General features: G+C 66.1%; 12 protein-coding genes. 10 read left to right on the plus strand and 2 right to left on the minus strand.

The window, feature by feature from the left end; all coding sequences use genetic code 11:
* A partial coding sequence (locus D588_RS0108305; protein WP_017908491.1) for a DEAD/DEAH box helicase occupies positions 1–1,220 on the minus strand: 1,220 nt, incomplete at its 3' end.
* Between the two features lie 345 nt (positions 1,221–1,565).
* On the opposite strand from D588_RS0108305, the gene D588_RS0108310 reads away from it, so the two are divergent.
* Positions 1,566–2,555, plus strand: a complete 990-nt coding sequence (locus tag D588_RS0108310; protein ID WP_017908490.1) for a fumarylacetoacetate hydrolase family protein — start codon at positions 1,566–1,568, stop codon at positions 2,553–2,555.
* An 89-nt stretch (positions 2,556–2,644) separates the two neighbouring features.
* Positions 2,645–3,301, plus strand: coding sequence for a maleylacetoacetate isomerase (gene maiA / locus D588_RS0108315; RefSeq protein ID WP_017915636.1), 657 nt, complete (start codon positions 2,645–2,647; stop codon positions 3,299–3,301).
* A 287-nt stretch (positions 3,302–3,588) separates the two neighbouring features.
* Here the strand turns inward: maiA and D588_RS0108320 are convergent, their stop codons facing one another.
* The gene (locus D588_RS0108320; RefSeq protein ID WP_017907532.1) at positions 3,589–4,728 is read right to left on the minus strand and encodes a PilT/PilU family type 4a pilus ATPase; all 1,140 of its coding nucleotides are present in this window, start codon (positions 4,726–4,728) and stop codon (positions 3,589–3,591) included.
* Positions 4,729–4,827: 99 nt separating this feature from the next.
* Here D588_RS0108320 and D588_RS0108325 point away from each other — a divergent pair, with 99 nt between their 5' ends.
* The 8 genes from D588_RS0108325 to D588_RS0108360 all read left to right on the plus strand — a co-directional run.
* Positions 4,828–5,220, plus strand: a complete 393-nt coding sequence (locus D588_RS0108325) for a DUF4398 domain-containing protein (RefSeq protein WP_026143507.1) — start codon at positions 4,828–4,830, stop codon at positions 5,218–5,220.
* A 17-nt stretch (positions 5,221–5,237) separates the two neighbouring features.
* On the plus strand, positions 5,238–6,110 hold the full coding sequence (locus D588_RS0108330; protein ID WP_017915638.1) for a membrane protein: 873 nt from the start codon (positions 5,238–5,240) through the stop codon (positions 6,108–6,110).
* 333 nt (positions 6,111–6,443) lie between these two features.
* Positions 6,444–6,662 (plus strand): YdcH family protein, encoded by a 219-nt coding sequence (locus D588_RS0108335; protein ID WP_010340228.1) that lies wholly within the window; start codon positions 6,444–6,446, stop codon positions 6,660–6,662.
* Positions 6,663–6,852: 190 nt separating this feature from the next.
* Positions 6,853–8,223 (plus strand): pyridoxal-phosphate dependent enzyme, encoded by a 1,371-nt coding sequence (locus tag D588_RS0108340; RefSeq protein WP_017915639.1) that lies wholly within the window; start codon positions 6,853–6,855, stop codon positions 8,221–8,223.
* An 82-nt stretch (positions 8,224–8,305) separates the two neighbouring features.
* Positions 8,306–9,505, plus strand: coding sequence for a cystathionine gamma-synthase (locus tag D588_RS0108345; RefSeq protein WP_017915640.1), 1,200 nt, complete (start codon positions 8,306–8,308; stop codon positions 9,503–9,505).
* Entirely contained in the window at positions 9,502–10,296 is a 795-nt protein-coding gene (locus D588_RS0108350) for an ABC transporter permease (protein WP_017915641.1), read from the plus strand. The genes D588_RS0108345 and D588_RS0108350 overlap by 4 nt, the downstream gene beginning before the upstream one ends.
* Positions 10,286–11,653, plus strand: a complete 1,368-nt coding sequence (locus D588_RS0108355; RefSeq protein WP_026143508.1) for an ABC transporter ATP-binding protein — start codon at positions 10,286–10,288, stop codon at positions 11,651–11,653. The genes D588_RS0108350 and D588_RS0108355 overlap by 11 nt, the downstream gene beginning before the upstream one ends.
* Positions 11,650–12,440: class I SAM-dependent methyltransferase (locus D588_RS0108360; RefSeq protein WP_026143509.1), on the plus strand; the 791-nt coding region annotated here is incomplete at its 3' end. The genes D588_RS0108355 and D588_RS0108360, both read left to right, overlap by 4 nt.

The following is a 12,440-nucleotide window of genomic DNA, read 5'->3' on the forward strand; positions in this document are numbered from 1 at the left end:
TGGCTGCCGCGACGCGGCGGACGCTGGCCGCCCGGACGCTCGTCCGGCGGGTTGTTGTTGCCCCAGCGGATCGGCGTGACCGGCTCGAAGCCCGGCACGTCGCGGATGTCCATCTCGCGCTTGAGCATGCGTGCGATCGCGCGCAGCAGCTTGGCCTCGTCCTGTGCCACCAGCGAAATTGCTTCACCGGTCGAACCGTTGCGGCCGGTGCGGCCGATGCGGTGCACGTAGTCCTCGGCGACCATCGGCAGGTCGTAGTTGATGACCTTGGGCAACTGGTCGATGTCGATGCCGCGCGCGGCGATGTCGGTCGCCACCAGCACGGTGATGCGGCCGGCCTTGAAGTCGCTCAATGCGCGCAGGCGCTGGCCCTGGCTCTTGTTGCCATGGATCGCCGCGGTCTTCAACCCGGACTTGTCCAGGAACATGGTCAGCTTGTCGGCACCGTGCTTGGTGCGGGCGAACACCAGGGTCTGCTTGCGCGAGTCGGCGGCCAGCAGGTGCAGCAGCAGTTCGCGCTTGCGCGCACCGTCCACCGGATGCACGCGGTGGGTGATGGTGTCGGCCACGGTGTTGCTCGGGGTGGCCTGGATTTCCTGCGGGTCGTGCATGAACTCGCGGGCCAGCTGCTTGATGCCTTCCTCGAAGGTGGCCGAGAACAGCAGGGTCTGCCGGTTCTGCTTGGGCAGCTTGGCGAGGATGCGCTTGATCGACGGCAGGAAGCCCATGTCGAGCATGCGGTCGGCTTCGTCCAGCACCAGGATCTCGATGCCCGACAGGTCCACGCTGCGGCGCTCGAGGTGGTCGAGCAGGCGGCCCGGGCAGGCGATCAGCAGGTCCACGCCGCGGCGCAGCGCGTCGAGCTGGTTGCCCATGCCCACGCCGCCGTAGATGGTGGTGCTGGGGATGCGCAGGTACTTGCTGTAGCCGCGCAGGCTGTCGTGGACCTGGGTGGCCAGTTCGCGGGTCGGGGTCAGGATCAGCGCGCGCGGCTTGCGCGGGCCGGGGCCCACCGACTGCGGCGAAGTGCCCAGGTGCTGCAGCAGCGGCAGGCCGAACGCGGCGGTCTTGCCGGTGCCGGTCTGCGCGCCGGCCATCAGGTCATGGCCTTCCAGGGCGACGGGAATGGCCTGTGCCTGGATCGGGGTGGGGGTTTCGTAGCCCTGCTCGGCCAACGCGCGCAGCAGGAAGGGCGCAAGGCCCAGGGATTCGAACGACATGAGGATGCTCCGGATAACGCGCCGACGCCGGGACGGACCCGGCGCGCAGGCGCAAGTAGGTGAGGCTCGGAGCGTTCCCGTGAACCGCGCTGCGAGAGGGTGGATCAACCCGCAGCGCGAGGCTGGGGTTCGTCGGCACCACGAAAGGCGTCGGGCGGGGCGGGCGAGTCGGATCGTTGCGATCCTGGCCTCGCCGGCGGTCCCTGAGGGAAACGGACGGCCGCATGCAGACCGAGATAGTGTACCTGAATTGGCGCGCTGCACAAAATGCGGGTCCGTTTCAGTTGAAACCAAGCCGCCGTCTGGCCGTACAATCGCCGGCTCAGCCCCCAGCACTGGACGGACATGAAGCTAGGTTCCCTGAAGGAAGGCGGTCGCGACGGCACCCTGATCGTCGTGTCCCGCGATCTGACCCGCGCCGTGCGCGCCACCGGCATCGCGCCGACCCTGCAGCGCGCGCTGGAGGACTGGAGCAACCTCGCCCCGCGCCTGAACGCGCTGTCCGAGTCGCTCAACGACGGCAGCGCCGACGGCCAGTTCGACCTGGACATGGCCGCGCTGGCGGCACCGCTGCCGCGCGCCTACGAGTTCCTCGACGGCAGCGCCTACCTGCCGCACGTCGAGCGCGTGCGCCGCGCGCGCGGCGCCGAGGTGCCGGAGAGCTTCTACACCGACCCGCTGATGTACCAGGCGGTCAGCGCCGGCTTCTACGGCCCGCGCGATGCGGTCAAGGTGGTCAGCGAGGACTACGGCATCGACCTGGAAGCCGAGATCGTGGTGGTCACCGACGACGTGCCGATGGCGGTCAGCCCGGCGCAGGCCGCCGCGCACATCCAGTTGATCGGCCTGGTCAACGACGTGTCGCTGCGCAACCTGATTCCGCCGGAACTGGCCAAGGGCTTCGGCTTCGTGCAGTCCAAGCCGCGTTCGGCGCTGTCGCCGGTGTTCGTCACTCCCGACGAACTGGGCGAGGCCTGGCAGGGCAACAAGGTGCACCTGCCGCTGCTGACCCACATCAACGGCGCCTGGTTCGGCGCGCCGGAGGCGGGCGAGGACATGCAGTTCGATTTCGCGCAACTGGTCGCGCACGCGGCCAAGACCCGGCCGCTGGCGGCGGGCGCGGTGGTCGGCTCGGGCACCATCGCCAACCAGGACACCACGCGTGGTGCCTCCTGCTTCGCCGAACAGCGCACCGTGGAAACCCTGCGCGACGGCAAGCCGAGCACGCCGTACATGTCCTTCGGCGACGTGGTGCGGATCGAGATGCTGGACCGTGACGGAGTGAGCATCTTCGGCGCGATCGAGCAGCGCATCGAGCAGGCGCCGCTGCCCTGACCCGGCCGGCGGCGGTGCCGGGGCGACCGGCGGCGCCGCAGCCCGGGTGTCCACCGGTATCGTTGTCGATTGCGCAGACGGAGGCGGGCATGGACGAGGCACTGCAGCTCTACACCTACTGGCGCTCCAGCGCCGCGTACCGGGTGCGCATCGGGCTGGAGCTCAAGCGCCTGGCCTATCAATCGCTGCCGGTGCACCTGGTGCGCGACGGCGGACAGCAGCACTCGCCGGAATATGCGCGGTTGAACCCGCAGGAACTGGTGCCGACCCTGTGCCACGAGGGCCAGCCGATCCGCCAATCGCTGGCGATCCTGGAGTATCTGGACGAGCGCTGGCCGGAGCCGCCGCTGCTGCCGGACGCGTCGATCGATCGCGCCCGCGTGCGCGGCCTGGCGCAACTGATCGCCTGCGACATCCACCCGCTCAACAACCTGCGCGTGACGCAGTTCTTCGAGAGCGCCTGGAACGTGCCGCAACCCGAGCGCGAAGAGTGGATGCGGCACTGGATGCAGACCGGCTTCGATGCGCTGGAGCAGTTGCTGGCCGAGTCGCCCGACACCGGACGCTTCTGCCACGGCGAGCAGCCGGGCCTGGCCGACTGCTGCCTGGTGCCGCAGCTCTACAACGCGCGCCGCTTCGGCGTGGATCTGCAGGCCTACCCGACCCTGGAGCGGATCGAGCGCGCCTGCCTGGCGCTGCCGGCATTCGACGCGGCGCGCCCGGAACGCCAGCCCGACGCGCAGTAAGCTGGGACTATCGTCGCAGGAGCGGCTTCAGCCGCGACCGGGCATCCGCTGCTGCCAGTCGGCCACCAGCCCCTGCCGCACCGGTGAGCATGAGGATGTGGGAGGGGCTTCAGTCCCGACGCGCAGTTGCGTGGAAGTGGCGTTTGCCCGCGCAAGGGCGACCCGCGGCGACCGCCGCTGGACCTACGGTCCGCCGTTCCCGCCGTCGCTGCGGGGCCAGTGCGACCAGGCGGCTGCGAAACGCCCGGTCGCGGCTGAAGCTGCGCCTACGACAACACGGCGACGCCTCAGACGAAGCCGTGGGTGATCCGCGGCGCGGCGCTGGGGCCGCTGTCGTAGTCGGCGTAGGGATCGTGCTCGCCGCTGCCGCCTTCGGACAGGCGGAACTTCAGGGCCAGGCCGTCGCGCGAGTCGGCCGCGCGCAGCGCTTCCTCCTGCTCGATCTGGCCCTGCTTGACCATGCGGAACAGGCACTGATCGAAGGTCTCCATGCCTTCCTCCAGCGACTCCTCCATCGCCTGCTTGATCTCGTGGACCTGGCCGCGGCGCAGCAGGTCGCGGATCATCGGCGTGTTCAGCAGCACTTCCGAGGCCGGCCGGCGGCGGCCACTGCTGTCCTTGACCAGGCGCTGCGAGATCACCGCGCGCAGGTTCAGCGACAGGTTCATCAGCACGTTCTTGTGCGCGCTCTCGGGGAAGAAGTTGAGGATGCGCTCGATGGTCTGGTCGGCGTTGTTGGAGTGCAGGGTGGCCAGGCACAGATGTCCGGTCTCGGCGAAGGCGATGGCGGCCTCCATGGTTTCCGCGTCCAGGATCTCGCCGATCAGGATCACGTCCGGCGCCTCGCGCATCGCGTTCTTCAGCGCGTTGTGAAAGGCGTGGGTGTCCAGGCCGACCTCGCGCTGGTTGACGATGGACATCTTGTGCTTGTGCAGGTACTCGATCGGGTCCTCGATGGTGAGGATGTGCCCGGTGGTGGTGCTGTTGCGGTAGTCGATCATCGACGCCAGCGAGGTGGACTTGCCCGAGCCGGTCGAGCCGACCACCAGGACCAGCCCGCGCGGGGTCATGATCACGTCCTTGAGCACCTGCGGCAGGTGCAGCTCCTCGATGCTGGGGATCTTGCTGCGGATCGCGCGGATCACCATGCCGACCTCGCCGCGCTGCTTGAACACGTTGACGCGGAAGCGCCCGGCGTCCTGCAGGGCGATGGCCATGTTCAATTCCAGCTCCCGCTCGAACTGCGGCACCTGGCCCTCGTCCATCAACGAGTAGGCGATCTTCTTGACCATGCCCGGCGGCAGGCCGGTGGCGCCGAGCGGATACAGCTTGCCTTCGATCTTGATATAGACCGGTGCCCCTGTGGTCAGGAACATGTCCGAGGCGTTCTTTTCGGTCATCAGCTTCAGGAAATAGCCGATATCCATGCGCAATGGTTCCCCAACGATCCGCAATCGCCCGTTGCAAGCGCGCCACAGGCTTCCGACAATGGCCGTGACCGACGTCTCCGTCCACGGCCCCCCTAGATGAAAACTAGCTTCGCACACTTCCGTTGTCAGCAGTATGTGATGGCCTGCGCATTGGTGTTGTTCGCCGCGCCGGCCGCGTTCGCCCAGGTGGCTTCGCCGGAGTTGCTGTCCGCGCAGCAGGCGGTGCAGCGTGCGGTCCAGGCCGATGCCGACCAGTACGCGCCGGACCTGCTGGCCAGTGCCCGCCAGGGCCTGGAACAGGCGCAACAGGCCGCGCTCGACCGCCGCCAGCGCAAGACCGCACCACAGCTGGCCCTGCGCGTGGCGGCCGATGCCGACCTGGCCCGCGCGCGCAGCGAGGAGGCGGTGGCCAATGCACAGTTGAAGCAGCGCCAGGCCGAGGTGGCCCAGCTGCAACAGACCCTGGGCACCGGGGAGGGCCGCCCATGAGCCGCCCCCTGTACGGAATGCGCCGCCTGGCTCTGCTGGCGTTGCTGCTGGCGCCGCTTGGCGCGATGGCCGCCGACGACCCGGAACTGGCCGTGCTCAACCAGCGCCTGGTGGCGCTGCAGGCCGATCCGCTGAACGCCGATGTCGCCGCCTACGAACGCCTGCAGGCGCAGCAGGCGGTGGCCAACTTCGCCAACGCCAAGCGCAAGGAGCGCGACGAAGCGCGCTACCTGGCCGAGCGCCGGGTCGAGATCGCCGAAACCATGGCCCGTGCCGAGATCGCCCGTCGTCAGGTCGACCAGTTGGAGAAGACTCGCAGCGACCTGCTGATCGAGGCCAGCCGCCGCGAGGCCGCGCGAGCCCGGCAGGAGGCCGAGCGCCTGCGCGTGCAGGCGCAGATCCAAGCCGAGGAGGCCGAGAGCCTGCGCCAGGCCGCCGAGGCCGAGCAGGCCGCACGGGCGGATGCGGATGCGGCGCTGGCCAGCGTCGCCGGTCAGCAGACCGCCAAGCTCAGCGCCGCGCAGCAGAAGTCGGCCAAGCTGGCGCGCGAGGAGGCCGAGCTGGTCGCCGGCACCAAGCTGCCGGCCTCGCGCTTCGAGACGCGCGGCGAGGTCTTCACCTTCTCCGGCGCGGCCTTCGGCGCCGGCAAGGCGGCACTGTCGGGCGATGCCACCAACCAGGCCAAGGCCCTGTCGCAGTACCTGCAGATCAGCAAGGGCAAGGTGCGGATCGAGGCCTACGACACCGACGCCGGGGTGGCGCAGAAGCGCGCCGATGCCCTGCGCGCGGCCCTGGTCAGCGGCGGCGTCGCCGCCAACCGGGTGCAGGCGGTCGGCAAGAAGGGGGCCTCGACCAAGGCCCGTTCGGCCGAAGTTGTGATCGCGCCCTAAGTGCGTCGTGTCCTGCGCCCGGGCGTTTAACGGGGTTTTTCCCTGGGCCTGAGCGCCGAGCAACTGAATGCGGCAAAGCGGGCCTGCTTCTCTTGTCCGCGGCGGTGGGGAGGCGTAGGGTCGGTACTCCAGGTGGCACTCCCGCCGCCTGGTGCCAACGGAGGAGTTCGAGCCGATGACGCAGTGGCGCGCACCGCAATCCGACGTCGCAGGAACCGCGGTTCCAGGCGTTGCAGCGGTGCAGCCGGCGGCTCGCGCGCTTCCGCTCCCAGGCAACGCCCCGTGCCGCAGCGGCCGGGGCGTTCTTGTTTCTAGCTGAAGGAGGCTATTCCTATGTTCGAAGGGCAACCGCAGACCGAAATCGACGCGTTGATCAAGTCCGATCCGGAGTTCAAGCAGCTCTACCAGCGCCACAAGACCTTGGACAAGAAGTGCATGGACGCCGAGCTCGGCGTGCTGCCGATCGACGATGTCACCCTGGCGCAGATGAAGCGCGAAAAGCTCGCCGCCAAGGAAAAGCTGCTGCGCCTTTACGAGCAGAAGCCGCACTGACCGTACTATTCCCTCTTGTCGCGGGCGGTGGCTGGCCTCCTCGTCGGCTTGCCACCGTCCGCGTCATCCCCTCCGAAAGCCGCGACCGCGGCTTTTTTCGTCCCTGCGGCGCGCATTCTCTGACTTTCCCTCCCCGAGCGCGGATAATGCCCGGTCCAGCCGCTGCCGCGGCGCGACGCATTCGGACCCGATGGCCATTCACTCCTCCGTACTCGATCTGATCGGCGACACCCCCATCGTCAAGGCCAGCAAGCTCGACACCGGGGTGTGCGAGCTGTACCTGAAGCTGGAGAGCGCCAATCCCGGCGGCTCGATCAAGGATCGGATCGGCCTGTCGATGATCGAGGCGGCCGAGCACCGCGGCGATCTCAAGCCCGGCGCGGTGTTGGTCGAGGGCACCGCCGGCAACACCGGCATCGGCCTGGCCCTGGTCGCCCAGCAGAAGGGCTACAAGCTGATCCTGGTGGTGCCGGACAAGATGAGCCGGGAAAAGATCTTCAACCTCAAGGCGATGGGCGCCGAGGTGGTGCTGACCCGCTCGGACGTGGCCAAGGGCCACCCCGAGTACTACCAGGACCTGGCTGCGCGCATCGCCGCCGAGACCCCGGGCGCCTACTTCATCAACCAGTTCGGCAACCCCGACAACCCGGCCGCGCACGAGTTCGGCACCGGCCCGGAGATCCTGCGGCAGATGGACGGCCGGCTGGACGCGATCGTGTTCGGCTGCGGCAGCTCCGGCACCATGACCGGCCTGTCGCGCGCTTTCGCCGCCGCCTCGCCGCATACCGAACTGGTGCTGGCCGACCCGGTCGGCTCGATCCTGACCGAGTACATCGAGCAGGGCACGGTCAGCGAGAAGTCCGGCAGCTGGCTGGTGGAGGGCATCGGCGAGGACTTCCTGCCGGCGATCTCCGATTTCAGCCGGGTCAAGAAGGCCTATTCGATCAGCGATGCCGAGAGCTTCCACACCGCGCGCGAACTGCTGGCCAAGGAGGGCATCCTCGGCGGTTCCTCCACCGGCACCCTGCTGGCGGCGGCGCTGAAGTACTGCCGCGCGCAGACCGAACCCAAGCGGGTGCTGGTGTTCGTCTGCGACACCGGCAACAAGTACCTGTCGAAGATGTACAACGACTACTGGATGCTGGACAACGGCTTCCTGGAGCGCCCGCAGCACGGCGACCTGCGCGACCTGATCCTGCGCCCCTACAGCCAGCGCGACACGGTGGTGGTCGGCCCCAAGGATCTGCTGACCACTGCCTATCAGCGCATGAAGCTGTACGACGTGTCGCAGCTGCCGGTCATGGAAGGCGATCAACTGGTCGGCATCGTCGACGAAAGCGACGTCTTATTGCATGTATACGGCGATGAGGCGCGGTTCCGCGACCCCGTGGCCACGGCCATGGTCAGCAAGCTCGACCGGCTGGACGTCAAATCGCCGATCGAGGCCCTGCTGCCGGTGTTCGACCGTGGCCAGGTCGCTATCGTGATGAACGAGGGCGCCTTCCTCGGCCTGATCACCCGGATCGACCTGCTCAACTATCTGCGCCGCCGGGTGCAGTAATCCCTGCGGTCGGCGCGGCCCCGCTGCATGGGGCCGTTCAGACCGCACTGCTAGAATCACGCCCCTTTTCCGGTAACCCTTCATGACGGACAACACGTCGAACCCCCATGGCGACGGCCCCGCGCTGGCGCTGGCGACCCTGGCCATCCATGGCGGACAGCACCCGGACCCGTCCACCGGCGCGGTGATGCCGCCGATCTACGCGACCTCCACCTACGCCCAGTCCAGCCCCGGCGAACACCAGGGCTTCGAGTATTCGCGCACCCACAACCCGACCCGCTTCGCCTACGAGCGCTGCGTGGCGGCCCTGGAAGGCGGCAGCCGCGGCTTCGCCTTCGCCTCGGGCATGGCCGCGACGGCCACGGTGATCGAACTGCTGGACAGCGGCAGCCACGTCATTGCGATGGACGACCTGTACGGCGGCAGCTACCGCCTGTTCGAGCGGGTGCGCAAGCGCACCGCCGCGCTGGAGTTCGGCTTCGTCGACCTGACCGACCCGGCCGCGTTCGAGGCGGCGATCCGCCCGACCACGAAGATGGTGTGGATCGAGACCCCGACCAATCCGATGCTGAAGATCGTCGATATCGCCGCGATCGCCGCGATCGCGCGCAAGCACGGCCTGCTGGTGGTGGTCGACAACACCTTCGCCTCGCCGCTGCTGCAGCGGCCGCTGGCGCTGGGCGCGGACATCGTGGTGCATTCGGCGACCAAGTATCTCAACGGCCACTCGGACATGGTCGGCGGCATGGCCGTGGTCGGCGACAATGCCGAGCTGGCCGAGCAATTGGCCTTCCTGCAGAACTCGGTGGGCGGCGTGCAGGGCCCGTTCGACAGCTTCCTGGCCCTGCGCGGCCTGAAGACTCTGCCGCTGCGCATGCGCGCGCACTGCGACAACGCCCTGGCGCTGGCGCAGTGGCTGGAGACGCACCCGGCGGTGGAGAAAGTGATCTACCCGGGCCTGCCCTCGCACCCGCAGCACGCCCTGGCCGGCCGGCAGATGAGCGGCTACGGCGGCATCGTCTCGATCGTGCTCAAGGGCGGCTTCGACGCGGCCAAGCGCTTCTGCGAGCGTACCCGCCTGTTCACCCTGGCCGAGTCGCTGGGCGGCGTGGAGAGCCTGGTCAACCATCCTGCGGTGATGACCCATGCTTCGGTGCCGGTCGCACGCCGCGAGCAGCTCGGCATCAGCGATGCGCTGGTGCGGTTGAGCGTGGGGGTGGAGGATGTGGGGGATTTGCGTGGGGATTTGGACAGGGCGTTGGCACAAGGGCTGTCCGTATGACGATCCTTTCGGTTTTCGGCAAACATCGCTCGCTTGCCTTCGAACTCACCCGGCGCGAGGTGCTGGGCAAGTACCGCGGAGCGACCTTTGGACTGCTTTGGTCGTTGATCAGTCCGTTCTTGATGCTGTTGATCTATACACTCGCCTTTGGCTTCATTATGAAGAGCCGTTGGCCTGGTACCACAGGATCAACTTCTGAGTTCGCATTGATTCTGTTCGCAGGTTTAACGGTTCACGGATTCTTTGCTGAGTGCTTCACCCGCTCGCCTCAACTCATCGTGGCAAACACCGCTTACGTCAAGCGCGTTGTATTTCCGCTGGATGTGCTGGTGTGGAGCATGGCGTTCTCCGGCCTGTTCCATCTGGCGATGAACATGATTGTGCTTTTGGTGTTGCAGGCGGTCTGGGGAACTGGTGTGTCGCCGACTGCTTTACTGCTGCCGCTGGTGCTTGTGCCACTGGTCGTGATGACCGTTGGAGTATGTTGGCTCGTATCTGCTCTAGGTGTGTACTTGCGAGACATCGGCCAGGTTACAGGTGTGCTCGCAACTGCGATGCTGTTTCTGTCTTCGGCCATCATTCCGCTCAACTCCGTGCCGATGACCTATCGTTGGGTGTTCGAGATTAATCCTTTGACATTCATCATCGATCAGGTGCGCGAGGTGGTGATCTGGGGCCACATGCCGGATTGGACCGGGCTGGCTTTGTACTTGATAGCGTCAAGCGCCTTCGCATTTCTGGCGCATACCCTGTTCAGGAAGATGCGTGGAGGGTTTGCCGATGTCCTCTGACGACTCTTTCGATCCGCAACACATGGCCGTCTCCGTTGCGGGAGTCGGCAAGGCGTATCACATGTATGAGCGCCCCTCGCACCGTCTCTGGCAAGGGCTGTTCGGTAAGCGCAAATCGTTCTACCGTGACTACTGGGCGATCCGTGGCGTAGATTTCCAGGTTCGCAAGGGGCAGACAGTCGGTATTGTCGGACGCAATGGGTCAGGCAAGTCCACGTTGTTGCAGATCATCGCTGGCACGCTTACGCCGACCGAAGGACAGGTCAAGGTGAACGGAAAGGTGGCGGCACTGCTTGAACTGGGCAGTGGCTTCAACCCCGAGTTTACGGGGCGTGAGAACGTTTATCTTAACGCCGCGATTCTCGGCCTGAGCCGCGATCAAGTTGAGACGCGCATGGCCAGCATCCTTGCCTTCGCCGACATTGGCGAATTCATCGATCAGCCGGTGCGCAGCTATTCGAGCGGCATGGCTGTACGCCTCGCGTTCGCCGTGATCGTGCACGTGGATGCCGACATATTGATCATCGACGAGGCGCTCGCGGTGGGGGACGCGTTCTTTTCGCAAAAATGCATGCGCTTTCTGCGCGAGTTCCAGAAAAGCGGCACGCTGCTATTCGTCAGCCACGACGCCGCCGCTGTCACCAACCTCTGCGAGTACGCGGTTTGGCTGGACCATGGGCAGATGCGCATGGTGGGCACCTCACAGGAGGTTGTCGAAGCCTACATGACCGAGCAGCACGTGGCCGGCCGGCGCGAAATCGCCGGCGAAAAGCTGGTGGTGTCTTCGGGCGGCGAGCGCAGGGAGTTGGCAGACATGCCGGATTTCCGCCTGCATGCTCTGCTTGCGGAAGGCTGCACCAACCGCATGGCGGTGTTCGAGTTCGATCCCGACCGGACCGGTACCGAGTTCGGTGCGCAGGGTGCGCGGATCGTGGACGTGGCATTGCGGGACGACAACGGCGGCCGGTTGGTGATGGTGCAGGGCGGCGAGGTGGTAACGTTGCGCATCGAGGTCGAACTGCAACAGGCTCTGGGCGACCTGATCGCCGGGTTTTACGTCAAGGATAGGCTTGGGCAGAGGCTTTTCGGCGACAACACCTATTTCGCCTGCCGTGGTATGGAACTGAGCGGCAAGACCGGGGATCGCCTGTCCGCCTCGTTCAAGTTTCGTATGCCGATCCTGCCCTCCGGTTCGTACATGATCGACGCTGCTGTTGCCTCCGGCGACCAGAATGACCACGTGCAGCATCATTGGATCTACGACGCGCTGGAGTTCCGCGCACTGGACGAAACCATGCGCTTCGGGCTGGTTGGCCTGCCGATGATGGCGATTGACGCAAAGATTGAGGCTAAATGATGGAATTTACCGGCGAGCGCTTCGTTCCGACCGAATCTGGTGAACTGGCCTATGAGCATTGGCATCGTTATGCTTGGTGCCAGGAGCTTGCACGCGGGCGTCGCGTCTTGGACGTGGCCTGCGGCGAGGGCTACGGTTCGGCACTGCTCGCGGACGTGGCGGAGGCCGTGGATGGAGTTGACATCGCCGTTGAAGCGGTGAGTAGCGCACGGTCCACATATGGTACTCGCGCAAACCTGCGCTTCCATGAAGCCAGCGCCACCCGGCTTCCCTTCGCTAACGCTTCGTTCGACTTGGTAATCTCGTTCGAGACGGTCGAACATCTGCTCGAGCAAGAGCAGATGCTGGAAGAATTGCGGCGCGTGCTCAGGCCAGATGGCATTCTGGTAATTTCCTCGCCCAATCGCCCGATTTATTCCGATGCTCGTAACTATCGCAACGAATTCCACGTCCGCGAACTCGACTTTGAGGAGTTTTCCGCCTTGCTGGGCCGGCAGTTCCCGGCTGTAGATTTTTACGGCCAACGCATGTCATCGGGGTCGCTGTTGCTTCCATTGCAAGGCAGCCGAGATCAGTACAAGGCTTTCACGTCTTCAGGTAGGTTGGAAAACCGCACGGTCGACGCCGACAAGATCATGTATTTCGTGGCGGTATGTGCGGCTGTGCACGGGCTGCTTCCGCGCATGTCGGCGTCGTTTTACGTCGATGGCGGGTCGGATCTGTATGCACGGCACGAGTCTATCGCACATTGGGCGCAATCGCTGGAATCTGAACTTGTCCTAGCGCG

Source organism: Xanthomonas sp. SHU 308, from assembly GCF_000364645.1.
Lineage (GTDB): Bacteria > Pseudomonadota > Gammaproteobacteria > Xanthomonadales > Xanthomonadaceae > Xanthomonas_A > Xanthomonas_A sontii.

Bases quoted from the DNA above. Each gene is read 5' to 3' on its own strand.
- D588_RS0108310 (WP_017908490.1), top strand. From the start codon at position 1,566: ATGAAGCTAGGTTCCCTGAAGGAAGGCGGTCGCGACGGCACCCTGATC.
- maiA (WP_017915636.1), top strand. From the start codon at position 2,645: ATGGACGAGGCACTGCAGCTCTACACCTACTGGCGCTCCAGCGCCGCG.
- D588_RS0108330 (WP_017915638.1), top strand. From the start codon at position 5,238: ATGCGCCGCCTGGCTCTGCTGGCGTTGCTGCTGGCGCCGCTTGGCGCG.
- D588_RS0108350 (WP_017915641.1), top strand. From the start codon at position 9,502: ATGACGATCCTTTCGGTTTTCGGCAAACATCGCTCGCTTGCCTTCGAA.
- D588_RS0108355 (WP_026143508.1), top strand. From the start codon at position 10,286: ATGTCCTCTGACGACTCTTTCGATCCGCAACACATGGCCGTCTCCGTT.
- D588_RS0108320 (WP_017907532.1), bottom strand. From the start codon at position 4,728: ATGGATATCGGCTATTTCCTGAAGCTGATGACCGAAAAGAACGCCTCG.
- D588_RS0108340 (WP_017915639.1), top strand. From the start codon at position 6,853: ATGGCCATTCACTCCTCCGTACTCGATCTGATCGGCGACACCCCCATC.
- D588_RS0108345 (WP_017915640.1), top strand. From the start codon at position 8,306: ATGACGGACAACACGTCGAACCCCCATGGCGACGGCCCCGCGCTGGCG.
- D588_RS0108325 (WP_026143507.1), top strand. From the start codon at position 4,828: ATGAAAACTAGCTTCGCACACTTCCGTTGTCAGCAGTATGTGATGGCC.
- D588_RS0108335 (WP_010340228.1), top strand. From the start codon at position 6,444: ATGTTCGAAGGGCAACCGCAGACCGAAATCGACGCGTTGATCAAGTCC.